The sequence below is a fragment of the Phaeocystidibacter marisrubri genome (genome assembly GCF_008933165.1).
Lineage (GTDB): Bacteria > Bacteroidota > Bacteroidia > Flavobacteriales > Schleiferiaceae > Phaeocystidibacter > Phaeocystidibacter marisrubri.
In genome coordinates, this window is sequence record NZ_WBVQ01000002.1 from 219,555 (window position 1) to 245,924 (window position 26,370).

Genomic DNA, 26,370 nt, shown 5'->3' on the forward strand with positions numbered 1-26,370 from the left:
TGAACAGACAAATCTACCGAATATGTATCCAGCCTTCATCTGCAAAGCTAACATAATCGTCAGGCGTAACGATCAAATGATCCATTACCGCAATGTCCATAAATCGTCCTGCCTCAACAGCCTTTTGTGTGAGTTTATGATCTGCACTACTCGGTTCCAAGTTTCCACTAGGATGATTGTGAGCGAGGATCACTCCTGTTGCGTGGACCATCAACGCCCTCCTAAACAGGATGCGAAGATCCGTCACCGTCCCCGTCATTCCACCTTGAGATAATCGATCACGAGAGAGAACCTTGTTGGCATTGGAAAGATAGAGAACCCAGAACTCCTCATGCCTGAGGTCGGATAAAACTGGGTAAAACTGTTCATAAGCGTCTGACGAATTAGTAATGACCGGCCTTGTATTGGGAGGTTCTAGAGGATAGCGTCTACCCAACTCAAATGCAGCAATCACCCGTATAGCCTTGGCTTCACCAATTCCAGGAAATCTCAGATAATCATCCGAATTCCAACGAGACATAGACCGGAGCCCTCCAGCGCTATGTAGCATCTCTCTGGCAAGTGTTAAAGCCGACTTATCCTTCAGTCCCGAACCGAGCAATATGGCAATCAATTCCGAATCAGACAACACCGATTTCCCCAATTGTAATAGACGTTCTCTAGGTCGATCTGTAGCTGTCAACTTTGAAATGGGAGTATTGTCTTTTGAGCTCATGGTTTAGTGTTTCCACGAATATCAAAACTTCCAATTGCAATAAACGAGAACAAACGTTTACAATCGGATAAAAACAAAAAAGCCGACTATCGAAAGACAGTCGGCTTCTACAAAATGAGGTATGCAACTTAGAGTGCGTTCACGTGCTTAGTAAGGCTAGACTTCAAATTCGAAGCCTTGTTGCTGTGAATGATATTGCGCTTAGCAAGCTTGTCGATCATAGAAATCACAGATGACAACTTTGCAGAAGCATCAGCTTTATCTGTATTGGCACGAAGACGGCGAATAGCGTTACGCGTTGTCTTGTGGTAATACGCATTATGCACACGACGCTTAGCCGTTTGACGCATACGCTTTAGTGCTGATTTGTGATTTGCCATAATTGAACTCCTTCAATAACTCTAAAAACCTTGTGACCCGTACGGGATTCGAACCCGTGATCTTCGCCGTGAAAGGGCGATGTCCTGGACCGCTAGACGAACGGGCCATAAAAAAAAGCCGACCATCGAAATAGTCGGCTCTATTTTATGAGGACTTGAGACTGTTCTTACAAGCTGTTTACGTGCTTGGTAAGGCTAGACTTCAAGTTACCAGCTTTATTGCTGTGAATGATGTTACGCTTTGCCAACTTGTCGATCATTGAGATCACAGAAGGCAACTTCGCAGAAGCATCAGCCTTATCCGTGTTTGCACGGAGGCGACGGATCGCGTTACGCGTAGTCTTGTGGTAATAAGCATTATGCACACGACGCTTAGCCGTTTGACGCATACGCTTTAATGCTGATTTATGATTTGCCATAATAATTCTCTTCAGTTTAATTAAAAACTTCGTGACCCGTACGGGATTCGAACCCGTGATCTTCGCCGTGAAAGGGCGATGTCCTGGACCGCTAGACGAACGGGCCAATATGTAAAGAACACTACTGTTTATCTCAAAACAGTTCCTTTGTGTCGTTAGCGGGTGCAAATGTAAGACGCTTTTTTAATCCTGCAATAGCTACGCTAAGATTTTTTCGAAGCATTTGTCTCAATATTTGATTTAAACCTGAAACCCAACTTTTTAGATGTTGAACTTTTCAAGTCGCTACTCATCGCTTGAATTTGATGCACCGTCACTTCTCGGTTTAAGTTGAAGTCAGGCGTGGTCAAATCGAAGTCTAAGGCATAGATGAGCGACATCTCCACAATCTTCTTCAACTTGTCTTCATCAAGCACGTCGCCTGCCACATTGTTGAACTGATAGCCAAATTGTCGCTTGCCTTCAACAAAGAAGTGTTTGTCTTTATTCACAAACACCCTTCCTATAAGATGACCAACATCTCCTAATCGATTGTACTTTAAGCTATCTGAAAGGAAGTTGAACATGTTGATCATACCAAAATAGGCCCGCATGCTATCTTCTCTCACATAGCTATTCTTCCAAATACCATGTGTTTTGTCAAAGGTAAACACGTTGGTGTGCATTTGAAAAATGATGACATCCCCGCTAAAGCGAATCTCAGCTTCATACTCTCCCCTATCTACATAATCCACCACCACACTAGAATCGACATTGCAAATCTGATTGTTCAATTGATCTGCAATTTCCTGCAAGCACTTCTTTAGGAGCGCAAACATTTCTTTAGTCTGACGGAAGACCAACTGCTTTGTACTCGATTTGGTACTCAGCAGTTCGATGATCTTCGGATTACATTGAGGAGTTTCTTCCATAATTAATAGGCCTTAGCGAATAGCACTCGTCTCTTTGAAGGTGCCCCACTAAAGATACACTTTCCTTCTTCCTCTACTGCATCCAATGGAATGCAGCGAATGGTTGCCTTACAGGCTTCTTTGATCTTCTCTTCGGTTTCAGGTGTACCGTCCCAGTGAGCGGAAACAAAACCACCGTCTCCTTCAATGATTTTCAAGAAGTCTTCCCAAGTATCCACCGAGGTTGTGTGCTCTTCTCTAAAGCTAGCCGCCTTATTGTACAGCGACTCTTGAATTTCGGTCATCAAGCCGCGAACGGTAGGCACAACCTCATCCAGATTATAGGTTTGCTTTTCTAACGTATCTCTACGAGCTACTTCCACAGTGCCGTTTTCCAAATCTTTCGGACCGATGGCAATGCGAACAGGCACCCCTTTCATTTCATATTCTGCAAACTTCCACCCTGGCTTATGGGTGTCGCGATTGTCGAATTTCACCGAGATATCGTGATCTTCCAACTCACTTTTAATCTTGTTGGCGACTTCGCTGATCTCAGCGAGCTGTTCTTCTCCCTTGTAAATCGGAACAATCACAACTTGAATAGGTGCCAATTTTGGAGGGAGAACCAATCCCTGATCATCTGAATGGGTCATAATTAAGGCGCCCATCAAACGGGTAGAAACACCCCAGCTCGTTGCCCAAACATGCTCAACCGAACCTGTCTTGGTTTGGAATTTTACATCAAATGCCTTCGCAAAGTTTTGTCCTAAGAAGTGACTTGTCCCCGCCTGAAGCGCTTTACCATCTTGCATCAACGCTTCAATACAATAGGTTTCAAGGGCACCCGCAAAACGTTCATTGGCCGACTTAATCCCTCGTACCACTGGCATTGCCATGAACTTCTCAGCAAAATCACCATATACGTGGAGCATTTGCTCGGCTTCGGCTATGGCTTCGGCTTCTGTAGCGTGGGCGGTATGACCTTCTTGCCAAAGAAACTCTGCTGTTCTCAAGAAAAGACGAGTTCTCATCTCCCATCGAACCACATTGGCCCATTGGTTCACCAAAATCGGCAAATCGCGATAGCTCTGAATCCAGTTCTTATAGGTGTCCCAGATGATGGTTTCAGAAGTAGGACGAACAATAAGCTCTTCCTCTAGCTTCGCATCCTCATCTACAACAATACCCTTCCCGTTTTCATCGTTCTTCAAACGATAATGGGTAACGACTGCACACTCTTTGGCAAAGCCATCCACATGTGCTGCCTCTTTACTAAAGTAAGACTTGGGGATAAACAGAGGGAAGTAGGCGTTCTGATGTCCGGTTTGTTTGAACTTCTTGTCGAGTTCAGCCTGCATCTTTTCCCAGATAGCGTAACCATAAGGCTTAATCACCATACATCCACGAACAGCTGAATTTTCAGCTAAATCCGCTTTACTCACGAGTTCATTATACCACTTGGAATAATCCTCTGCTCTCGAAGTTAATCCCTTCGCCATTATAAAGTTCTTTGGTATGAAATTTGTAACTTTCCAAAGTGCGAAGTTATGAAAGAAAAAGCGACGATGACGATGAGAAATACAACAGCACACACGAAGATTTTAGCTCTTACCCTTCCCCTTGCGGTTGCTATGGTAAGTTGTACGAGCTCGAACTCTATCGTCTCTAATTATTACGACGATGGAATTTATTACGATTCTGAATACGGCGGAAGCTTGCTAGCCGACGACCTAGGCTTAATCGACGAATCGTCCTCATCCTATACTTCACCTTCTTCTCAAGGATCATCAAGTGGTTCAACTAATGGTTACGATTACTATGACCCCACCTATTTAGAAGAAGAGCACGCTCAAAATTCTCAGGCCACAACCAACGTCTTTATCAGCAGCGGCTATTCCCCATGGATGCAACCCGGATTCAGCTTTGGCATTGGATTTAACTATGGTTTTGCATCCTACAATTCTTGGTACAACCCATACATGTATTACTATGATCCCTTCTATTATGGATGGGGCATGGGCTGGGGTTGGGGATATCCATCTCCATATTTCCGACCAGGATGGGGTTACTATCCCGGTTACGGTTACCCAGGATGGGGATACCCAGGCTACGGCGGTGGCGGTTGGTACGAACCCGGCTATCGTCCAGGAGGGCGACCAAGCACGCACGATAGAACTTACGCCGGAGCTCGACCAAACCGATACATTGGAACCTCCCGACCAAGAGGAGGCGGCATTGGCGGTAGCGGTAAGACAGACCCTACCTCTCGACCAAGTCGAGGTGGCAACACGGTAGCCGCTCGTCCAACCATGAACTCAAATGGTTCAGCGCGACCTAGTCGAGAGGGCAATACGGTGGCGGCTCGCCCCACTGTGAGCACCAACGGTTCAACAAGACCGAGCAGACTGCGCACTGAAGCGACGCCTACTCGAACTCCTACACGCAGCATCTCGGGACGCGAAAGACCTTCAACCTTGGCAGAAGTTCCCGCATCTACAATCAATAGAAATAGTGCTGCGAACAGAAATACAATTCGCCCTTCTTCTAGCCGTCCAGTAGTTGCTGGCCGACCATCTACTTCTCGACCAACAATGGAACGACCAAGCAATAGTCGACCGTCTACTTCAGAAGGCAGAAGACCTTCCTCGGTTCCAGCCACTCGACCAAGTCAGAATAGAAACACAGCTACACCAAGTAGGTCCAACAACTATTCTCCATCTAGAAGCACTACTCCTAGCACAAGCAGACCTTCTTCTACTCCTTCTAGATCGAATAATTACGAACCTAGTTATTCTCCTAGTCGTTCTTCCACTCCTAGTAGAAGCACCTCCCCAAGTCGGAGCACTTCTCCTAGTAGAAGCACGTCGCCGAGTAGATCTACTGCGCCGAGCAGAAGCTCAGCACCAAGCAGTCCGTCAAGATCATCCAGTCCTTCTAGAAGTTCTAGATCAGGGCGTAGATAATCACATAGGGTAAAATCACAGCAAAACACAATCATGCGAAATATCGCTCAAGGGGTAATCCTTGCCCTAATCATAAGCACAGCCGCCACTGGACAATCGTACAACGATGTGGTTCGATTCAGCAGACAAGCGGATTATGGAAGCGCTCGTTACATGGCGCTTGGCGGAGCCTTTTCAGCTCTGGGAAACGACTTCAGCGCAGCGGCAATGAACCCTGCAGGACTTGCGGTTTACCGTCACGACGAGCTGAGCTTCTCTACTAATTACCGCAATACTCTCACAGAAACAGGACACTATGGCAAAAGCACGGAAGGGCTTGATGGACGATTTAGTTTTCATCAGTTTGGAATTGTGCTCGTAACCGACCTGGAAGATGATGCCCGTTTCAATTTTGGCATCCGCTACAACAGAACCAATGATTACGGTTTTGAACAGCAAATCAATGCGACCAATACCGACGGCTCTATTGTTGACCAATGGTTTGACAATGCCGACTTCTACTCTCCAAATTCAGCTGACCTTTGGGGCGCTGGACTCATCTTCGAGCAACTCGCCGCCGATGTTGAACTCATCGGATTCAACAGTGGAACTTCAAGTTGGGAACAATATGCTTGGGGTACGGACGTCTTACAAAAGGAGAGCTTCATTTCCCATGGAGGCCGAGGTGAATTCGCCCTCGACTTTGCGTATGAAAAAGACAATGAATGGCATTTTGGAGGCTCCATCGTGATTCCTACCATCCTCTATCAATCGAGAGAAATCTATTCTGAAAGCAACTTTGACCCCGCTTCTAGTTTCCGCTCTTTCACCATGAAAGACAATAATGACATTCGAGGGACTGGTATTCAAATCAATGCAGGTGTCTTGTGGACTCCCGAAAACTTTGGTCGCGTTTCTGCCTACATTCACAGCCCTACCTTCTGGAGCTTTGCTCAATCGGGAAGTTTGGAATTCACTTCGTATGACAAAACAGGTGGGGGAAGCCTCAATAGCTATCAACCTTTTGACGACTTCCTATGGCGAATGCAAACACCTATGGTATTCGGCGCTGGATATGCTTACGTTTTCGACAAGTACGGTTTGATCTCTGTGGATTACTCCTACCAAGACATGACCACTGCTCGTGTATCTGCGAGAAGATATCCAGGCGAACTCGATTATTTGAATGAGGATATCGACAACCAACTGAAAGGTGTACAAGACATTCGAGTGGGTGGAGAGTTGCGATTGGATAAGATGTTTCTACGTGGGGGTTACCATTACACTTCTACTCCATTCAAGACTTCAGAACCTGTTGCATATCAGTATTCATTGGGTTGGGGATATAAAGCAAACCAATGGGGTGTTGACCTAACCTATTCAAGAAAGGTTAGATCTGACTCTTTCTACTTGTATTCAGACCTTTATACTCAACCTACTTCTCGGACCATAACCGATAACATCTTTGTGGCAACAGTCTATTTCAGGTTGTAAGAAGGTTTGGTGACATTATGTAGTCGTTTTCACGCATTTGTCCTTATTTTGGTAGTGCGTCAAGCGACTACTACCATGCCTCAACGACTACTGATACGATTTCTGTTTGCAGCGTTAACTCTCTCGGTCTCTGTTCAAGGACAAACCGCAGCACACTCCGGACAAGAGCGCATTATCGATTCCCTTCAAGCAAGAATACGCACTGGCTTGGCCGACACCTCTGATGTAAAATACTACATCCGAAACATCTACTCCCTAGCGTCTTTCGATCCATTGAGCTCTATCCAACTGAATAGAGCGTATTCGGAGATTGCCTTACGCGAAAAAGACACCATCGCATCAGCTGATTTGAAGAGCCATCTTGGGAACATTTTCAGAGGAGCTGGCCTTTACGAGCAAGCCATTGAGAATTACATGGTGGCGTCGGAATACTACGAACAGGTTGAGAACTACGCATCACTCTCCTATGCGCTCATCAATGTTGGCAACATTTTTTACGACCTGAAGCAGTTTGGCAATGCAGCGCACTACTACCAGAATGTGCTAGACATTGAGGATAATGAGCTTGCCATGCAAAAGGCGAAAACGGTAGCTTTAAACAACCTAGGCCTCATTGCTCAAGAACACGGCAACTATGAATTGGCCCGAACCTATTTCCTAAAGTCCTTCTCCATTCGAAAGTCATATCACTCACCTGATAACATTTCACACAGTCACCTTCATCTCGCAGAACTCTTCACAAAAATGGAGCTGTATGACTCCGTGAGTTCTCATTTAAGCCGCAGCTTGAATCAAGTGAAAAAGATTCCGCGTGAATACCCTGTTTATGGAGAACGGCTATGGCAAATCCTTCAAGCTCATGTGGATCAGGAATACGCGCGAGGAAATTACGAGCTTGCACATATTTATGCAGACAGCGCTTTAGCCCAAGCCCTGCTCAATGAGTCGACCTATCACGAAGTCCGCTCTCTTTTGCAGCAAGCCCGGGTTTGCTATGAAGTCAACAATTTATCGGAAGCAGCAGATGAAGTTCAGGCAGCTTACAACTTAGCCGTATCATCCAACTTGAACTCCTTCAAAATTGAAGCTCTCGAATTTTGGATCAAACTGGCTAAAAAGAGTAATTCTCTGAAAGAGGTCATCCGACTTCAAAGCGGGCTAATTGACCTTCAAAAGCAACTTCAAAGTGAACGCAAAGGTCTAGACGTAGCAACACGGATCTATCAAGCAGAGATTTCGAGAATCAAGGAAGAATCACGTCAAGAGCAAAATAAGCGACAATTGAGTGAGGAAAAACTGGAGACCAAATCCAAAGTGAATCAACTCCTTGTCATCCTCCTGGTCACTGTGGTTATTTTCTCGATTGTGGTCCTGGTAATGATTATTCAAATCACAAGAAAACGGAAGAAAAGCGCTGAAGATCACAAGACCATCTTAGCCCAAAAATCAGAGATTGAGCAGACAAATGAACGCCTGCAACGAACCAATAAGCTCTTGGAGGAATCGCTGCGAGAGAACTCCACTTTCATGAGTAAGATGAGTCATGAAATTAGAACGCCGATGAATGCAATTGGCGGACTCACCGAACTATTGCTAGGCGATAATCTATCTCCAGACCAAGAGCAACTCGTTCGAAACATCAACCATAGTTCTCAGCGCCTCACCGCCTTAGTGGATGACATTCTAGACTATTCGCGACTGGAAGGAGGGCGCGTTCGACTCCAACCTCGAAATTTCAAGCTCGGCGACTTGATTTCAGACATCATTGCCTTAAACAAAAGCAAGGCGGAATCGAATGGAACGCTCATCCACTCTAGAATCGACACCAGTATTCCTACCTATCTCTACGGTGATGCAGACCGTTTGGGACAAATCCTCAACAACCTTCTGTCTAATGCCGTGAAGTTTACCGAAGCGGGACACGTTCATCTTCGCGTTTTTGAAGATGAAGAAATGCTCTCACGCGTTCGAATTGGCTTTGAAGTTGAAGACACGGGAATTGGCATTGAAGAGGGCAATTTGGCCTCCATCTTTGACGAGTTCAAGCAAGCCAATTCGGAGATTCATTCGAGGTATGGCGGAACAGGCCTAGGACTTGCCATCTCTCAGCAATTGGTGGAACTGATGGGCGGAACTATCTCTGTTCGAAGCACCATTGGCAAAGGCTCAATCTTCTATTTCTCCATTCCTTTTGAAATTGGAAAAGAGGATGAACACGCCACCGCTTCTACCCCTGCGAATTTGTCGGATAAAACCATTCTACTAGTAGAAGATGATAAGATGAATCAATTCGTCGCTCAAAAAATGTTGGATACCACAGGTGTAGCCATTCAGATTGCTACGAATGGATTAGAAGCTACCGAAATGGCACTGGCTCAAAAATTCGATTTGATTTTGATGGATATTCAAATGCCTGTCATGAACGGATTTGAAGCCACACAACGCATTCGCAATGAGGGCAAAAACACCTCCACACCAATCATAGCCCTTACTGCCGACGTTCAGGGAGAAACCAAGACAAAGGCCTTAGAAGCAGGGATGAACGACTTATTGACCAAGCCGTTCCACAAACTGACATTGATTGAAACGATTACGTCGTACCTTTCGTGACCCTAGTTTATCGCTATCTTGAGGTTTTATACCTTTAACTACCTCAACAACCCCTAACATACCGAAGATGAAGCACATTACGCTTAGTCTCATCTTAGCCGCAGGCTCTCTAGCGAGCTTTGGACAAGATGAATCCACTCCACTTGAAAAGGCAAATATTTCTGGATTGTCCTTTAGGAGTATCGGTCCCGCAATGACCTCTGGTCGAATTGCCGATTTAGCCATCAACCCCAATAATCCAGACGAATACTACGTGGCCGCTGCGAGCGGTGGGGTTTGGAAAACTTCCAATCACGGAATCACTTACCGTCCGATTTTTGACGGTCAAGGCTCCTACTCCATCGGTTGTATCACTATCGATCCCAACAATTCTGATGTAGTTTGGGTAGGTACCGGAGAAAACAACAACCAACGCAGTGTTGCCTATGGCGATGGTCTTTACAAGAGTGAAGACGGTGGTCGTTCATGGAATAAAGTCGGACTTGAGAATTCAGAACACATTGGCATGATTGCCGTAGACCCGAGAAACTCGGATGTTGTTTACGTTGCAGCCTACGGACCTGTATGGTCGGCAGGAGGAGATCGCGGTTTGTATAAAACCAAAGACGGTGGCGAAACTTGGACTAAGATTCTCGAAATTTCAGAACACACCGGTGTGAATGAAGTTCACCTAGATCCACGAAATCCGGATGTCATCTACGCTACAGCCCATCAAAGAAGGCGTCATGTTTGGACGTACATCTCTGGCGGTCCCGAATCAGCTATCTATAAATCAACCAATGGTGGTGCTGATTTTGAAAAGCTCGGAGGCGGACTCCCTTCTGGAGATGTAGGAAGGATTGGGATGGATATTAGTCCGGTGGACCCAGACGTGCTGTATGCATGTATTGAAGGTCACGGATTCTACCGCTCTTCAAATCGCGGAGCGAGTTGGAATAAAATGAGCGGACATGCCACCAGCGGCAATTACTACGTAGAAATTTTCGCCAGTCCGCATGATGTGAACACAGTTTACTCCATGGACACCTATGCTCAGTACACTACAGATGGAGGTGCTACGTTCAAAGCCGTTGGCGAACCCGGAAAACACGTAGACAACCACGCCATGTGGATTGATCCGAACAACGCAAGTCATTTCTTAATGGGATGTGATGGCGGTCTTTACGAAACATGGGACAACGCCTCAACATGGCACTTCAAGCCCAACCTACCTATCACTCAATTTTACCGTGTAGCGGTAGATTACAACACTCCTTTTTACAATGTATATGGAGGAACACAAGACAACTTCTCTTTAGGTGGACCTTCCCAAACCATCAACCAAAGGGGAATTGTCAATAGCGATTGGTTTGTGACCAACACAGGAGACGGCTTCGAAAGCCAAGTAGATCCGTACGATCCAAATACCATTTACGCTCAAGCTCAATACGGTTGGTTGGTGCGTTTTGACAAGGTTTCTGGTGAAGCCTTGCCGATTAAACCAGATGTAGGTCCAGATGAAGAGCCACTGCGCTGGAACTGGGATGCTCCGCTGATCATCAGTCCACACGACAATCACACCCTCTACTTTGCGGCAAACCGCATCTTCAAGTCAACCAATCGAGGGAATAGTTGGGAGTTGATTTCACCTGACCTTACGCAACAAATCGACCGAAACACACTTCCTGTAATGGGCAAAGTTTGGAGCGTAGATGCGATTGCTAAGAATCAATCTACCACCATCTATGGAAACATTGTAGCCCTTTCAGAAAGCCCGGTGACCCCTGGCCTTATCTATGCGGGTACAGACGACGGACTGATTCAAGTAACCGACAACGACGGCCAGAATTGGACCCGCTACAACACCTTCCCTGGTGTACCGGCTAACACGTATGTGAACGACATCAAACCCTCTCTTCACAATGACCAAGTGGTATATGCCGCTTTCAACAACCATAAGAATGGCGACTTCAAGCCATATGTATACAGAAGTAGCGACCGAGGTAAAACATGGACAAACATCGGTGCAGGTTTGCCGAAACGTGGAAGTGTGTACAGCATTGCCGAAGATCATGAAAACCCAAATCTCCTTTTTGTAGGTACCGAATTTGGCATCTATTTCACAAGAGATGGCGGTCAGCACTGGATTCAATTGAAAGCAGGCTTGCCAACCGTGGCAATTCGCGACATTGAAATTCAACGCACCGAAAACGACCTAGTACTCGCTAGTTTTGGTCGAGGTTTCTACATCTTGGACGACTACACCCCGCTTCGCCACATGGAAGATGATGTATTTGAAAGTGATGCGCACATCTTCCCTATTACCGACGGACTTGTGTACAACCTTGCCACTCCATTGGGGTACGGTGCGCCCGGTTTCATGGGAGCCTCGTACTACATGGCCGAAAATGCTCCCGTGGGAGCCACCTTTACCTACTTCATCAAAGAGGCCGCTCCCACTCTAAAAGGCAAGCGTGTAGAAGCAGAAAAAGAGATGGATCCTATTCAATATCCTTCTGCAGAAGCGTTGAGAGCCGAAGACCGAGAGCAAGGCAACTTCTTAACCTTCATCATTTCAGATGAAAATGGCACAGAGATTCGCCGAATCAACACCGCCGATGGCAGTGGAGTGAAGCGCTTAACATGGGACGGTCGCGTTCAAAGCAAATCATACATTTCGCAACGCGGTGCACCAATCACCAACAACGGCAGCACAGGTTTCGCACCGGAAGGAACGTACTCCGTTCAGATTTATAGAACGGTAAATGGCACAACCACTGCACTTTCTGAACCAGCTACTTTTGAATTGAAGCATCTTAACAACAATCCTTCTGCAGCTGAAGACCAAGCCGAGCTAGCAGCCTTCCAAGCCCTTGTAGACAAGGCCAATCGCGATCTAACCGCATTGGACAACGAACTCGATCGTCAAGCGGAACTCGTGAAACAACTCGAAGCAGCAGTTCGCAACACTCCTGGAGTATCCTTGGAACTATTGGCTCAACTGCGTCAAATTGACAACCAGTTGGCAGATGTTCGCATTGAAATGAATGGTGATCAAAGCTTGAGCAGCAGAGAGTTTGAAACCCTTTCTTCGCTCAACGACCGATTGGGAATCACTGCTTGGGGAAGTTATTCCTCAACCTCAGCTCCAACGGGCACACAAATGCGCGAACTTGACATTGTTCGCTCTGCCATTGCTGGCATAGTAACAACCTTGAATCAAACAGGTGACCAACTCCTAATCATCAAGGAAGAAGCCTATGCTCAAGGTGCTCCTTATCTTGAAGGTGATCTTCCAGAAGTGGAATAATAGAGAACGGAATAAATAAGAAAGCCTCCCAGATTTGGGAGGCTTTCTTATTTCTAGACAGAGTGATATTACATCTTGTAAACGAATGCATTCACATTCATCCCTGCCCCTACCGAAGCAAATAAGATGGTATCTCCCTCTTTAACTTTATGACCTTCGTATTCCGTTTTGCGTACCAAGTCGAACAAAGTTGGAACGGTTGCCACCGAACTGTTACCCAACCAGTTCACACTCATTGGCAATACGTTCTCAGGAATTTCCTTGATACCATATAGACGGTAAAAACGCTCAACCACAGCGTGGTCTAACTTCGCATTCGCTTGGTGCATGAATATCTTGTCCAAATCTTTCGCCTCTACTCCCGCCTTATCCATTGCCGCTTTCATGGCATCGGGAACATACTTCAGAGCAAATTCATAGATCTTTCGTCCTTTCATTTTGATGAAGCGATCGTGAATATCCTCACCTGGGCGTTGTGATACACCTTCATATAGATAGTACGCTTCATCCGCCGCTTTATTCATCACTGCTGAACCGAGAATTCCAGGACGATCAGAAAGCTCCATCACACAGGCTCCTGCGCCATCGGCAAAAATCATCCCGTTTCTATCGTAAGGATCTACGGCTCTCGACAGTGTTTCACATCCCACTACCAAAGCACGCTTGGCCTTTCCTGCAAGCAAGTGCATTTCAGCGAGGAGAACACCTTGAATCCATCCCGGACAACCAAATAAGATGTCGAATGGGATACACGAATCATTGCGTATATCGAGTAAATGCTTAATACGAGAAGACAAACTCGGAAGGATATCCGTACGTCCCGTACCCTTATCCATATCACCAAAGTTGTGCGCGGTAATCACCAAGTCAATGGAGTTCTTATCGATTCCAGCTTCTTCAATCGCTACTTTGGCAGCAATCGCTCCTAAGTCAGAAGCACGTTCCTCATCACGGGCGTATCGGCGTTCACCAATCCCAGTAATTTCTTCAAATTTCGACAAGAGCACAGGCATCTCCATGGGATACACCTCACCATTGTCATCATAAAAAGTATGATTTAAGAAGTCCGTATTGGTCACCTTCGTTCCCGGTAGCACGTGACCTGTGCCTAAAAATTTGACAAACATGATGTCTCAGTTTCAAACAGAATGAATCCGTTCGAGTTAATACTCTGGGTTAGCTAAAACTATAATCACGGGCTTTGGCAAGTTGATACTTATTTTTTTAAATCAAGAATGATTCTGAGAAAATATTAACCATGCATAACCAATAAACAAAGGAACGGCTACGTGCAACAAATCAACTACCTTTGCAAACTCATAACATCTTTTAGATGTTGTATGAAACAAAGAGCAATAGAATGAGTCAAAAAGACGAGAAAATCCAGCTAGTGGATGAGCTCATAGAGTCAGTAGGTGATTCTCACCTTAGTTCATCAACCGAAACCCCACTACTTCCGGGTGCTTTCGACAAGTCTGATGACGAGAAAATGCGCGACATTGAGGAACATGTTCGCGGGATTATGAACACTTTGGGGCTTAACCTAGAGGACGATAGTTTGAAGGGAACTCCTCGTCGTGTGGCCAAAATGTTCGTGAAGGAAACATTTGGCGGGTTGAATCCCGATCGAATGCCGAGCCTTTCAACTTTTGAAAACAGCTACCAGTACGGTGAGATGTTGATCGAAAAAAACATCACTGTGTACAGTACCTGTGAGCATCACCTTCTCCCTATTGTAGGTCGTGCTCACGTTGGCTACATTTCCAACGGCAAAGTGGTTGGCCTCAGTAAAATGAATCGCATTGTAGATTACTATGCAAAGCGCCCACAGGTTCAAGAACGCATGACTCGCCAAATCGTGAAGGCTCTTCAGGCGGCTCTTGGAACAGAAGATGTTGCTTGTGTAGTAGATGCAAAACACCTCTGTGTGAACTCACGTGGTATCCGCGATATCGAAAGCAGCACCATCACCGCTGAATACGGTGGTAAATTCAAAGATGAAAAAGTAAGAAGAGAATTCCTCGATTTCATTCGAATGGAAACCTCCTTCGGCGCATAATCACTTCCAACACCTAATTTCAAATGGCCTTATTCGAGACCAACGAGCTGAAAATCTACAACAGCTTAAGTGCACAAAAGGAGACCTTCGTACCGATTAATTCCCCTTTTGTTGGGATGTACGTTTGTGGTCCTACCGTATACAGCGATGTGCATTTGGGAAACTGTAGAACCTTCATCTCTTTTGATATGGTCTTCCGATACCTGAGTCATTTGGGCTACAAGGTGCGCTACGTTCGCAACATCACTGATGCGGGCCACTTGGAAAATGACGCCGACGAAGGCGAAGATAAGATTGCAAAAAAAGCGAGAATTGAACAGCTCGAACCCATGGAGATCGTTCAGCGATACACCGTAGGTTTTAGAGACGTTATGAGTCGCTTTAACGCCATTCCGCCAAGCATTGAACCCACTGCTACAGGACACATTGTAGAGCAAATCGAGATGATCAAACAGATCATCGATGCGGGCTTGGCCTATGAAGTAAACGGTTCCGTGTACTTCGATGTAGAGAAATACAACAAAGAGCAACATTACGGCATCGTTTCGGGTCGTAAGATTGAAGAGCTACTGGACGGAACACGCGATTTGGACGGACAATCGGACAAGCGCAGTCCGCTGGACTTTGCCCTTTGGAAGAATGCATCTCCCAGTCACATCATGCGATGGCCATCCCCTTGGGGAATTGGTTTCCCAGGGTGGCACTTGGAGTGTTCTGTTATGTCGACCAAATACCTCGGTGAAGAGTTTGACATTCACGGTGGAGGCATGGACTTAAAATTCCCACATCACGAATGTGAGGTCGCACAAAATCAAGCCTCACACGGACACAATGGTGCGAGAAATTGGATGCACGCAAACATGCTTACGCTGAACGGCAAGCGCATGTCTAAGAGTACAGGAAACACCTTGTTGCCCTACGAACTCTTTACGGGTGACACGCCCATTTTGGAGAAAGGTTTCCACCCATCTGTGGTTCGATTCTTCATCCACCAAGCACATTACCGCAGCGTACTTGATTTCTCTAACGATGCCCTACTGGCAGCGGAGAAAGGCTTCTTCCGACTCATGGAAGGATTGGACACCCTCGAGAAACTAGAAGGAGGAGATAAATCGACCTTTGATGTAGCCAACTGGAAGGCCAAGTGTTATGCGGCTATGAATGACGACTTCAACAGTCCGATTCTCATTGCCGAATTGTTCGATGCCGTTCGTGTGATCAACTCCATCAAAGCTGGAAATGAAAGCCTGACCTCTTCGGATTTGACGCTGTTGAAAGAAACTATGCACACCTTTATTTTCGATGTTCTCGGATTGCAAAGTGTGAATGCAGGTGCTTCTTCCAACAAAGGAGAAATGGACACGGTGATGCAAATCCTCATCGAACTTCGTCAGGAAGCTCGAGCAAGCAAAAACTTTGCACTCAGTGACGAAATTCGAGACAAGTTAGCAGACAGCGGTATTGTTTTGAAAGACGGAAAAGACGGCACATCCTACAGCATACAAAGTTGATGAAATGGCTAACCTGGATATTGAGTCTTCCACTCCTGCTCTTGGTTGGCCTTTATCGCTATGTAATTTCTCCACTTACTCCACCTAGTTGTAGACATACCCCAACCTGTTCTCAATATATGGGACAAGCCATTGTGGAATGGGGACCCCTCAAAGGATCGTGGCTCGGATTAAAAAGACTGAGTAAGTGTCACCCTTGGGGAACGTCTGGATATGACCCTGTGCCCTTAAAATCCCAAAAGCAATCTGAAGAGTAACTCTTGTAATCACACCGTGTTACTTATCTTGCAGCTCCATTATTCAATCTAGAATGAAGAAGATACTCGGACTGCTAATTTTAGCATCGGCAATGGTGGCCTGTAATGGCTCTAATTCCTCATCAGAAACAGACGGGCACTCTGGAGCCACAGCGGTTTCCTATATCCATTATCCACAGGAAAAACACTTGGCCAATGTGAGACAACTCACTTGGGGAGGCGACAACGCCGAAGCATATTTCAGCTTTGACGGAACCATGCTCACCTTCCAAAGCAACAACAGCGCTTGGGGATTGGAATGCGACCATATTTTTGCCTTTGATTGGAACAGTGACAGTGCTACGCTTACTAAACCTACTCGGATTAGCAGCGGATTGGGAAGAACCACTTGTGCGTACTTCCTACCTGGAGATACCACCATTCTCTATGCAAGTACCTTCGCAGGAGATTCCGCTTGTCCGCCTGTGCCTGACCGCTCCGAAGGATATGTTTGGCCAGTGTACAACACATTTGACATCTACGTTAGCAACCTGAAAGGAGAAGTGATTGACACCCTTGTTGAGGGTCCAGGCTATGATGCGGAAGCAACCGTTTCACCTAAGGGAGACAAGATTGTGTTTACCAGTGATAGAAGTGGCGACCTCGAATTGTACACCTGCGACATTGACGGTTCCAATGTTCAGCAAATTACTTCTGGATTGGGCTACGACGGTGGCGCATTCTTTTCACCCGATGGAAAGAAACTCATCTTCCGATCTTCTCGTCCAAAAACTGAAGCAGAAATAGAACACTACACCTCTCTATTGAAGCAGGGCTTAGTGGAGCCCATGGAAATGGAACTCTATACCTGTAATGTGGATGGAACTGAATTGACGAAAATCACCGACCTGGGTCGAGCAAACTGGGCACCCTTCTTCCATCCTTCGGGAGAAAAGGTGATCTTTTCATCCAATCACAGCAGCGACAAGGTTTACAAATTCAATCTCTTCATGCTGGATTTAAACACCAATGAGGTAGAGCAAATCACGTATGACGGGGTGTTTGATGCCTTCCCTATGTTCTCACCTGATGGAAAGAAGCTCGTATTCGCATCCAACAGAAATAACGGCGGAGACCACAGCACCAACTTGTTTATTGCAGATTGGGTTGAATAATCACACCCGAAAAAACACAAAATGAACTACTTGACCATATTTTGGGACGCCGACTTCGGATTGGATATTTTCGGATTCACTCTCCGTTGGTACAGTCTCCTGTTTGCCATGGGCTTCGTGCTGGGCTATCAATTGATGATTCGCATTTACAAAAAAGAGGGTATTGACATTAAGTTGATGGACTCCTTCTTAACCTACGCTGTTATTGCAACAATCGTAGGTGCGCGATTGGGACATTGTTTCTTCTACGATTGGGAATACTACAGTCAGCATCCATTGGAAATTCTCCAAGTTTGGCAAGGCGGATTGGCTAGCCACGGTGCTGCGATTGCTCTCATCATCGCCATGTATTTCTACGGAAAGAAACTCACCAAATACTTTTCTGGCGAACAGAAAGAGAGGAAAGCCATGCTTTACACCTTGGATCGATTGGTGATTACCGTTGCCCTCGCTGGCTGTTTCATCCGTTTTGGAAACTGGATGAACTCAGAAATTTATGGTAAGATTGACAACAGTAGTATCGAAACGGTCTTTGTAAAAAACATCGAGCGACCATTGGGAGAAACGCGATACTCGCAAGAGATTAAGTATGCTACAGCTGTATTCACAGGAGAATCTCTTGAAACCGATAGTTTAACCTACCCTATTCTTTCCGTAACGGCTTACCCTAGAGTTCCATTTAACCAGCCTCAGGTGAATGCCCTCTTCGGAAACATCGCTCAATACTTCAACACACAAGACATCAATGATTTACACGCCATTGTTCTAGCCGACACTGAGCCAGTAATCAACAATGACGGATCGTTTACATTCAGAGTTCTAGGCGTACCTCGACTCCCAACTCAACTTTTCGAATCCGGTGCATACCTCTTGATTTTCTTCATCCTGTATGCTCTTTACAGGAAGGGCAACTTTGCCTTAAGGAATGGATTTTTGTTCGGCACCTTCTTGGTGCTGGTCTTCGGGTTCCGATTTGTGGTGGAATTCTTCAAAGCCAATCAGACAGCTTTTGAAGAAGGCATGAGTTTGAATATGGGGCAATGGTTGAGTATTCCACTCGTTCTCATTGGTTTGGTGATGATGGCTTTTGCTAAGCCAGTAGAATTGACGAACACAGAAAAGAAGTAAGCCATGCAATTTGCTAGAAAATTTGGAGTAATACTCGTATTGGCTGCGATGGCACTGTTCATTGTGTCGCAGTTTGGTTCATGTAATCGCGAAAGTGCTCCGACTCGAAACAAGGATGGGAATAGCGGAAGTGGCACATCAAAATCTCAACCCTACGAGCCGAAGTTTAGAGAAGACGGATCGGTTTGGATCACAAAAGCCGAAACGGGAGACACTTTAGTTGCACTTCCTCTGGAAATTACTCGATCTGAAGAAGAGCGCCAGTATGGAATGATGTATCGCCGTTCTTTTAAACCTGATTTTTACGGAATGCTTTTCCCTATGGGCGAAGAGCGTTTGCAGAGCTTCTGGATGCGAAACACTTACATGGGACTAGATATTCTCTACATCAACAACAAACGTGAAATCGTTTCAATGGTGAACAATGCAAAGCCACTTAGCGATGCACCACTTCGTTCAGAAGCACCTGCGAGCTACGTTCTAGAGCTGCCAGCAGGCTACAGCCTCAGTCACGGTGTAGCCGTGGGTGATAAAGTAAGTTGGTACGACAACTCGACAAACTGACACCCTCACCAACCCAATAACCCCGATGCACTACACATCGGGGTTTCTTTTTATTCGGAGGATATCAACTTCCTCAATTGTTCGAGAACTTCTCCCGAACCACTCACGTTAAGCGCGCCTACTTTACCAGAAATGCGCTCAACGAGTTCAAGCTCTTTCAATCGGAAGAGAACTGGGTTCTCATCCATAAGTTTAGCTGAATTCAAGCTATTTCGAACCGCTGCCATTTCTTCTCGTCTGCGAATCACATTAGCTTGCGCCTCTTTCTCCGCAATGAGAACCATGTTCAAGATGTCTTTGACATCGCCAGGCAGAATTACATCAATTAAACCACCGTCTAGTATATCAATTCCCACCAACGCGGTATTCGCCTGTATCAACTTTACAATTTGATCATTCGCCTTCTCACGAGCGGCCAACAAATCTTCCAAGGAAAGTCCGCTGGCAACCTCTCGAATGGCTAATGCAATTTTTTTGTAGAGGTATTCGCTGATATTGGCAACAGCTTCCACTGCTACTTTTGGATCGTTCACTTTATATGTCAAAGTGTAGTTCAACCGAACGGCGGCTTTGTCCTTTGTCAAAAGCTCCTGACCGTTTAAGTTGACGGTTTCAATCCGTGTGCTCACCGTTTTGATCACCAAATCTTGGTTGTTCTTCCAAAATCGATACACACCTGCATTCAACGTGCGAACAAACTCACCGTCTTTCCAGAGCAAGCCCACTTCACCTCTCTCTACCATCACTTTACGAACGTGCATTGAAGTGACCAATCGATCCAACCACTCTACAGGCAATTCGTTGCAAGTTTCCGCTTCCGCCATACTTACTACTGTTACTTCAGGTGCTAGCTCCGATTTCCAAAACGCATGCGTTCCAGAAGTAAGAACTTGAATGAGTCGGTTTTTTTCACTCACCAATCCCACCTCACTTTGGGAAACATCCACTTCGTTCAACATGGACTTTAAGACTTCACTTTGCAAAGCCACCTGGAGCGTCATATTACGAGGTATGAACTTCTCTGCGAGATGGTATCGCTCTACCCTCTGACGTCCGAACACATAATGTGTTCCTCTTTCTAAAACCCGTGTGACTTCTTTGCCTTTAACAAGGACTATGACTTCACCGGGAGCTACGATTACTTTCTGTACCATAGTCTTGAGAATTAAAAATGATTACTGAATAAAAAGGGAAGACGCCTAAGAGCCACAGGGTGGAATTCATATTGAGTTAATCGTAGATATGAGCTTCTATACTATCGGACAGAAAGCAGGAGAGAGACTACTTCTGCTGGAGAGCGAAGAAAAACACATCGACGAACAACGGTATCCTATTCGTTCAACACTGCAGTACCGCACCAGGTGCTGCATCTTCCCCAAAACATAAAAGAGAGGTACTCTTACCAATTGAGCTACACCCGTAAGGGCATACCTGGATTCGAACCAGGAACAATAAAACTTGCACCATAAGCAAGTGTCATACTCTACCAACTGAGTTACTTTCCATTTGGAAAGGCCGGAATCGAACCGGCGACCGTGACAGAGAAGTGCTGATGGATACCAACTTGATCACTCAAAGAGCTCAAGGGAAAATGCCGTTAGAAACATCCAATTCCACTGTAACACTTCTCTCCTCCCAGAAATTCGGAGAGGAGATGATTGTCAATCTCTTTTGCAAGAACGCGTTCTGAATGATGACTCATTGAACACTGCAAAGAATTAACTCAACTACGCAATCTATTTGCGTAGTAATAATTATTTTCAAAAAAAATTCATTCATGCCAGCCAACCGCAACGCTCTCATCCGTTATCGAATTCTAGATCAGTGTCTTAGGAATAAATTCCGACGTTTTGAGTTGGAAGATTTAATGGATGCCTGTGCCGATGGCCTCTATGAGTATGCTGGAATTCGAGGTGGCGTGAGCAAACGTACCATCCAGCTCGACCTCCAAATGCTGCGCTCTGATCAGCTGGGCTACAATGCTCCTATAGAAGTGTACGACAAGAAGTACTATCGATATAGCGACCCCGAATACTCCATTACCAACACCCCTTTAAATGATACAGACATCGACAAACTGCACGAAGTGGTAGATATCCTTCGACAGTTTTCAGGGTTCAGTCATTTCCACGATTTGAGCGGGATGGTGCAACGGCTGGAGGATAAAATTCTCACGCACAAAAGCGAGAACGCCCCCATCATCAACCTTGAAAAGAACATTCGCTTAAAGGGATTGGAACACTTAGACACGCTCTATCACGCCATTCAGGGCAAACGACAACTACATATAACCTATCAGTCGTTTAAAGCGCGAAAGCCCGATTCTTTTATCTTCCACGCCTTTCTGCTGAAAGAATTCCGGAACCGCTGGTTTGTACTGGGTAGAAAAGACAAGAAGTCTGACAACCTCTTGCTGGCTTTAGATAGAATTGAATCTCTCAAAGTCAGTCAAGAACGTCGACTTGAATTCCCAGACCTCAACACTGCCAACTACTTTGATGATGTAGTAGGCGTAACCGTTGGAAAGAACACTCCAACGGAAACCATCGAATTTAAGGTAGAACGAAAGAATGCCCCCTACATCGAAACCAAACCGATCCACCATTCACAAGTGGTGCTCCATAAGGATGATGAGTTTACCTATTTCCAAATTCAAGTACAGTGGAATTACGAGCTAGAGAGTGTGTTCATGAGTCACGGACCAGGTCTGATCATCACCGCACCCAGAAGCCGCTTTCGAAAAATGCGTCGGCTTTACCGATTAGGATACCAAAACTACGAAGGTGAATAACAACTCCTTCGTACCTTGCCATTTCAAAACACATGCATGAAAAATTCTGTAGCACTTATCGTATTGGTCGCATTGATCATGCTAGATATGTTCCTCACGATTTCGAACGTTCACGCCGTATTTGATGCAAAGCAGCATCTACCGCTATTTATCATTTCTAGAGTGGGTATACTGGCCGTTGGGATTTACATCATGAGAGCGCAGAAAAACTGGTTGTTCCTCATGGCAACGGTGGGATACCTGCTCTTCTCTTTTGCAGCATTGTCCATTTTGCACTTCTCCTATATGTCTGAGAACATCTAGGTGAACAAAATCAGACTTAAAATTGTCTAATCAAATCAACTATAAACAAAGCAGATGAAACGCATTTTTACACTTCTAGCACTCATTGTAGGCTTCTCCGGAACAACCCTAGCCCAAGGCACTTTGGAGCCTAAATCTAGTCCACTGGACATCTCCACTACAACCGTTGGCGATACCTACATCAAAGTAGTTTACAGTCGACCACACAAGAAGGGCCGCGACATTTTTGGTGGCTTGGTTCCTTTCAACAAAGTTTGGAGAACAGGAGCGAATGCCGCAACCGAAATCACTTTCACAGGAGATGTGGAAATCAACGGTGAAGAAATTGAAGCGGGTACTTACAGTTTGTACACCATTCCTTCAGAAGACAGTTGGACAGTGATCCTAAACTCCGACTTAGGTCAGTGGGGTGCTTACCGATACAACGAAGACAATGACGTTCTTCGTTTTGAAGTTGAAACCCAAGAAACAGAAGTGACATGGGAACCCTTCACCATTGTTCTTGAAACCGAAGGAAGAAAATCGAATTTGAAGATGATGTGGGACACCACCATGGTATCTTTCAAAATCACTCCTACCAACGATTAATTGGATTCCTCCCATAAAAAAAGGCCACCTTTCGAGGTGGCCTTTTTGTTTTATTTCGCTTGGAATTATGATCCTCCAAACATTCGAGAAAGAAAGGTTCCCTTCTTCTCTTGTGAAGGCCAATAGTTATCTGAACGATCGGTATCTGCCGTTTCCAAATTGGGGTCGAGTTCAACGCGCTCAACCTCTTGGGAGAACGTAAATACTTTCTTGAAACTCTTCTCACTCTTCAGCCAGATTTCAGCGGGCATTCGCATATCTACCGTAGTCCCGTCTTCTAGCGTGAACTTCAAGATCACAGGCATAACCAAGCCACCTTGATTTTCAAAAGTCAATTGAACCAAGTGGAGTTCGCTGCCATTCTCCATCTCCACTTTCTGTGCTTCGAAATCTGTAATGCTGATATCGACGTGATTAGTGGTGTAGAACCAACCTCTCCAGAACCAGTCTAGATCTACGGCTGAAGCATCTTCCATGGTACGGAAGAAGTCCGCAGGAGTAGGATGCTTGAACGCCCAACGCTCGGCATACACTTTAAAGGCATAGTCGAACAACTCTGGTCCCAGAATGGTCTCTCTAAGAATGTTGAGCGCTGTAGCGGGCTTGCCGTAAGCATTGTTTCCAAATTGTAAGATGCTTTCTGAGTTTGTCATGATAGGCATCATTCCGGCTACATCGCCTTCCATGTAAGGAACGATACTCGCCGCAGGCCCCCTTCTTGAAGGATAATTCTCTTCAAACTCCTGTTCTGCCAAGTACTGCATAAAGGTATTCAAACCTTCATCCATCCAAGTCCACTGACGCTCATCGCTGTTCACAATCATCGGGAAGAAGTTGTGACCTACCTCGTGAATAACCACACTGATCAATCCATATTTGGTGGCATCAGAGTAGGTCCCATCGGCATGAGGACGATAGCCGTTGAAACAAATCATTGGGTATTCCATTCCAATTCGGTCGGTGTGTACTGAAATGGCCTTCTCGTAAGGATAATCTATAGTGTGCTTGCTGTATACTTCCAAAGTGGTTGCCACGGCACGGGTGCTGTACTCTTCCCAAAGTGGATTCCCCTCTTTTGGATAGTAGCTCATCGCCATAACCGTTCTACCATTGATGTCCACTCCCATGGCATCCCAAATGAACTTACGACTGGATGCGAAGGCAAAATCTCTCACATTCTCAGCGTGGAAAACCCAAGTCTTCTCTTTGGAGGTTTTCTCTTTCTCATTGGCGATCGCCTCCTCTTGGGAAATGATGATGGTTGGAGTTTCCTTGTTATCCGCTGCCACTTTCAAAAGCTCCAATTGCTTTGAAGTGAGAACCTCATCTTCATTCATCAACGTTCCAGTTGCTGCAACAATGTGATCTGCAGGAACGGTTAACTCTACTTCGTAATCTCCAAAGGGTAGTGTGAACTCCCCGCTTCCGAGGAATTGCTTATTCTGCCATCCATCCACATCGTTGTAAACGGCCATTCTCGGGAAGAACTGCGCCAAAGTGTAGATGTAATTGTCTTCTTCTTCAAAATACTCATATCCCGATCTTCCACCGAGTTTCATGCGGTCATTGATCAAGTACCACCAATCCACATTGAAGGTAATCGACTCACCACTTTGAAGCGGTTTATCCAAATCCAAACGCATCATGGTGTTCACGATAGTGTAGGGAATGTCAGTACTATCCGTACCCACTTTCTCAATGTGAAAACCACCTGGGAAATTCCAGAACAAGTGACGAATATCCGACACTCGACCATCGGAATACAACTGAGGTTTTGCAATTTGATTGGTCATGCTGCTAGGTGCGCGCATGTTTTGATCCAATTGCAACCAGAGGTATTCTAGTGGGTCTGGACTGTTGTTCGTATATGTAATTTCCTCCTTGCCATCTACGCGCTGCTCTTCATCATTTAGATGAATTTGCATGCGGTAATCTGCTTTTTGTTGATAGTATTCATGACCTGGGGCCCCTGCTCCATTTCGGTATACGTTTGGAGTGGGAAGTTCTTGTCCCAATTGTCTGAACAAACTCTGATTGGTATTCTCTTGTGCCGTTGCAAATAGAGCAGCAACGCCCAATACCGCGGAGAGGATTCGGTTTAATTTCATCAAACAGAAAGTTTACTAAGTTCTAAAACGGCCAGGTCTGAATCATCAAATAGACCGCAATACCGCTCACTAGACCCGAATTAAAAATGTTCCAGTCACGTAGCTTAAGGCGCATGAAATTATGAAGAATAGCTGTAATGAGCAGCACCAAGAAGACAATTAGTAATTGGCCAACCTCTACTCCCAGACCAAATGGAAGCAAATATCCCCATGTATCGGCATCGCCCATGGTCATCATTCGATAGAAGTTTGAAAAGCCCAAACCGTGAACCAAACCAAACAAAAGTGCGATGAATATGCGGAGATTGTTCTTGGGGTTTTGACCAACGGGCATCAAGTTGACAAGGCCTGTAATGAGAATGGTGACTGGAATTAAGAACTCTACCAGTCCGGCATTGACAGAGATGACATCCATAGCAGCCAATACCAAAGTGACGGTATGCCCCACAGTAAATGCCGTTACCACACCGAGTAGTCTTCCCCAGTGTTTGAATTGATAAATGGCGGTTAGCCCCAATAAAAAGAGGATGTGATCCATCCCATTCAAATCGGTGATATGCTCGTAGCCCAGCCGGAAGTACAATTCAAAATCGTTCATAAGCGCAGTTAGATTGATATCTGTTGAATTTGCTGGTCAGCATCAAAACGGTAGGAAAGTCGACCATCCCCCAGTCCCACCTTGAGAATATTGATTTGATGAGGAAAATAATCCATCAAAACCTTGTGTTGAACTTGAATCTTTTGGCCGGAATTCAAATCGTCCGACTCCAGATACACAATCACTGCGTTGGCATCTCCCTCTACTCCTTTTAAGTCGTAATCCAACTTCTTCCCATCCTGACCCCAAATGGCAAAATGAGATTCAATATAGTTCTCAATGAATTCTTCGGCATCATCGTCATTCAGAACATCAATTTGGATTTCTTCGGATTGCTCAAGGGCGTATTCCAAATCATCCGTAAATAATTGCATGGCTATTTCAAGATGTTCAGAATCTGCATTCAGAACCATCTCCCCCACACTGACATAGTACTCGTGTTTGTGTGTAAACGATGCACTGATGATGGCGCAACCCAGTGCGAGGGCGATGTTCTTACTTTGCTTCATGGCGGGCAAGGTAGCATAAATCATAGATAGGTTTGAACGGAATTTCTGACGTACTCGTTAT

At 45.5% G+C, this 26,370-nt stretch carries 23 protein-coding genes and 2 tRNA genes; 13 read left to right on the forward strand and 12 right to left on the reverse strand.

The genetic code is table 11. From position 1 onward, the window contains the following. Positions 1 to 13: 13 nt before the first annotated feature. The 7 genes from radC to proS all read right to left on the reverse strand — a co-directional run bounded on the left by radC (position 14) and on the right by proS (position 3,903). A complete protein-coding gene (gene radC, locus F8C82_RS08365; protein WP_151693137.1) occupies positions 14 to 715 on the reverse strand; it encodes a RadC family protein in 702 nt (233 codons plus the stop codon). 128 nt (positions 716 to 843) lie between these two features. Then, the gene (gene rpsT / locus F8C82_RS08370; RefSeq protein ID WP_151693138.1) at positions 844 to 1,095 is read right to left on the reverse strand and encodes a 30S ribosomal protein S20; all 252 of its coding nucleotides are present in this window, start codon (positions 1,093 to 1,095) and stop codon (positions 844 to 846) included. Positions 1,096 to 1,128: 33 nt separating this feature from the next. Next, a tRNA-Glu gene (locus F8C82_RS08375) sits at positions 1,129 to 1,202 on the reverse strand. Between the two features lie 60 nt (positions 1,203 to 1,262). Continuing rightward, on the reverse strand, positions 1,263 to 1,514 hold the full coding sequence (gene rpsT / locus F8C82_RS08380; RefSeq protein ID WP_151693139.1) for a 30S ribosomal protein S20: 252 nt from the start codon (positions 1,512 to 1,514) through the stop codon (positions 1,263 to 1,265). A gap of 32 nt (positions 1,515 to 1,546) precedes the next feature. After that, a tRNA-Glu gene (locus F8C82_RS08385) sits at positions 1,547 to 1,620 on the reverse strand. Between the two features lie 97 nt (positions 1,621 to 1,717). After that, positions 1,718 to 2,425, reverse strand: a complete 708-nt coding sequence (locus tag F8C82_RS08390) for a hypothetical protein (protein ID WP_151693140.1) — start codon at positions 2,423 to 2,425, stop codon at positions 1,718 to 1,720. Positions 2,426 to 2,427: 2 nt separating this feature from the next. Next, positions 2,428 to 3,903, reverse strand: coding sequence for a proline--tRNA ligase (gene proS / locus F8C82_RS08395; RefSeq protein WP_151693141.1), 1,476 nt, complete (start codon positions 3,901 to 3,903; stop codon positions 2,428 to 2,430). Between the two features lie 48 nt (positions 3,904 to 3,951). On the opposite strand from proS, the gene F8C82_RS08400 reads away from it, so the two are divergent. From F8C82_RS08400 to F8C82_RS08415, 4 genes are all read left to right on the forward strand, one after another. Continuing rightward, positions 3,952 to 5,367 carry a hypothetical protein gene (locus F8C82_RS08400; RefSeq protein WP_151693142.1) on the forward strand — a complete coding sequence of 472 codons (1,416 nt, stop codon included), beginning with the start codon at positions 3,952 to 3,954 and terminating at the stop codon, positions 5,365 to 5,367. A gap of 33 nt (positions 5,368 to 5,400) precedes the next feature. Beyond that, positions 5,401 to 6,840 (forward strand): hypothetical protein, encoded by a 1,440-nt coding sequence (locus F8C82_RS08405; protein ID WP_151693143.1) that lies wholly within the window; start codon positions 5,401 to 5,403, stop codon positions 6,838 to 6,840. 75 nt (positions 6,841 to 6,915) lie between these two features. Continuing rightward, complete coding sequence (locus F8C82_RS08410; protein WP_151693144.1) at positions 6,916 to 9,450, forward strand: tetratricopeptide repeat-containing hybrid sensor histidine kinase/response regulator; 2,535 nt, start codon at positions 6,916 to 6,918, stop codon at positions 9,448 to 9,450. Between the two features lie 67 nt (positions 9,451 to 9,517). Next, on the forward strand, positions 9,518 to 12,739 hold the full coding sequence (locus F8C82_RS08415) for a VPS10 domain-containing protein (RefSeq protein WP_151693145.1): 3,222 nt from the start codon (positions 9,518 to 9,520) through the stop codon (positions 12,737 to 12,739). Positions 12,740 to 12,807: 68 nt separating this feature from the next. Here the strand turns inward: F8C82_RS08415 and F8C82_RS08420 are convergent, their stop codons facing one another. Next, the gene (locus F8C82_RS08420) at positions 12,808 to 13,866 is read right to left on the reverse strand and encodes a 3-oxoacyl-ACP synthase III family protein (RefSeq protein WP_151693146.1); all 1,059 of its coding nucleotides are present in this window, start codon (positions 13,864 to 13,866) and stop codon (positions 12,808 to 12,810) included. 233 nt (positions 13,867 to 14,099) lie between these two features. Between F8C82_RS08420 and folE the strand changes: the two genes are divergently transcribed. The 6 genes from folE to F8C82_RS08450 are packed head-to-tail and all read left to right on the forward strand — an operon-like array spanning position 14,100 to position 19,412. Further along, on the forward strand, positions 14,100 to 14,798 hold the full coding sequence (folE, locus tag F8C82_RS08425; RefSeq protein WP_151694068.1) for a GTP cyclohydrolase I FolE: 699 nt from the start codon (positions 14,100 to 14,102) through the stop codon (positions 14,796 to 14,798). A 23-nt stretch (positions 14,799 to 14,821) separates the two neighbouring features. Beyond that, positions 14,822 to 16,309 (forward strand): cysteine--tRNA ligase, encoded by a 1,488-nt coding sequence (gene cysS, locus F8C82_RS08430; protein WP_151693147.1) that lies wholly within the window; start codon positions 14,822 to 14,824, stop codon positions 16,307 to 16,309. Then, positions 16,309 to 16,566 (forward strand): membrane protein insertion efficiency factor YidD, encoded by a 258-nt coding sequence (gene yidD / locus F8C82_RS08435; RefSeq protein ID WP_151693148.1) that lies wholly within the window; start codon positions 16,309 to 16,311, stop codon positions 16,564 to 16,566. The genes cysS and yidD overlap by 1 nt, the downstream gene beginning before the upstream one ends. A gap of 53 nt (positions 16,567 to 16,619) precedes the next feature. Then, complete coding sequence (locus tag F8C82_RS08440) at positions 16,620 to 17,720, forward strand: TolB family protein (RefSeq protein ID WP_151693149.1); 1,101 nt, start codon at positions 16,620 to 16,622, stop codon at positions 17,718 to 17,720. 21 nt (positions 17,721 to 17,741) lie between these two features. Then, positions 17,742 to 18,848 carry a prolipoprotein diacylglyceryl transferase gene (locus F8C82_RS08445; RefSeq protein WP_151693150.1) on the forward strand — a complete coding sequence of 369 codons (1,107 nt, stop codon included), beginning with the start codon at positions 17,742 to 17,744 and terminating at the stop codon, positions 18,846 to 18,848. 3 nt (positions 18,849 to 18,851) lie between these two features. Continuing rightward, positions 18,852 to 19,412, forward strand: a complete 561-nt coding sequence (locus F8C82_RS08450; RefSeq protein ID WP_151693151.1) for a DUF192 domain-containing protein — start codon at positions 18,852 to 18,854, stop codon at positions 19,410 to 19,412. 50 nt (positions 19,413 to 19,462) lie between these two features. Here F8C82_RS08450 and F8C82_RS08455 read toward each other — a convergent pair whose 3' ends face one another. Next, the gene (locus F8C82_RS08455; RefSeq protein WP_151693152.1) at positions 19,463 to 20,566 is read right to left on the reverse strand and encodes a slipin family protein; all 1,104 of its coding nucleotides are present in this window, start codon (positions 20,564 to 20,566) and stop codon (positions 19,463 to 19,465) included. 623 nt (positions 20,567 to 21,189) lie between these two features. Here F8C82_RS08455 and F8C82_RS08460 point away from each other — a divergent pair. The 3 genes from F8C82_RS08460 to F8C82_RS08470 are packed head-to-tail and all read left to right on the forward strand — an operon-like array spanning position 21,190 to position 23,094. Further along, positions 21,190 to 22,203, forward strand: coding sequence for a helix-turn-helix transcriptional regulator (locus F8C82_RS08460; RefSeq protein WP_151693153.1), 1,014 nt, complete (start codon positions 21,190 to 21,192; stop codon positions 22,201 to 22,203). Positions 22,204 to 22,239: 36 nt separating this feature from the next. After that, the gene (locus F8C82_RS08465; protein WP_151693154.1) at positions 22,240 to 22,506 is read left to right on the forward strand and encodes a hypothetical protein; all 267 of its coding nucleotides are present in this window, start codon (positions 22,240 to 22,242) and stop codon (positions 22,504 to 22,506) included. Between the two features lie 54 nt (positions 22,507 to 22,560). After that, positions 22,561 to 23,094, forward strand: a complete 534-nt coding sequence (locus tag F8C82_RS08470; protein WP_151693155.1) for a DUF2911 domain-containing protein — start codon at positions 22,561 to 22,563, stop codon at positions 23,092 to 23,094. Positions 23,095 to 23,159: 65 nt separating this feature from the next. Here the strand turns inward: F8C82_RS08470 and F8C82_RS08475 are convergent, their stop codons facing one another. Genes F8C82_RS08475 through F8C82_RS08485 form a run of 3 tightly spaced genes read right to left on the reverse strand, consistent with a single transcriptional unit; the run spans position 23,160 to position 26,309 of the window. Next, complete coding sequence (locus F8C82_RS08475) at positions 23,160 to 25,202, reverse strand: M1 family metallopeptidase (RefSeq protein ID WP_151693156.1); 2,043 nt, start codon at positions 25,200 to 25,202, stop codon at positions 23,160 to 23,162. 22 nt (positions 25,203 to 25,224) lie between these two features. After that, on the reverse strand, positions 25,225 to 25,800 hold the full coding sequence (locus F8C82_RS08480) for a HupE/UreJ family protein (protein WP_151693157.1): 576 nt from the start codon (positions 25,798 to 25,800) through the stop codon (positions 25,225 to 25,227). 8 nt (positions 25,801 to 25,808) lie between these two features. Continuing rightward, on the reverse strand, positions 25,809 to 26,309 hold the full coding sequence (locus F8C82_RS08485) for a DUF6702 family protein (RefSeq protein ID WP_151693158.1): 501 nt from the start codon (positions 26,307 to 26,309) through the stop codon (positions 25,809 to 25,811). Positions 26,310 to 26,370: the final 61 nt, after the last annotated feature.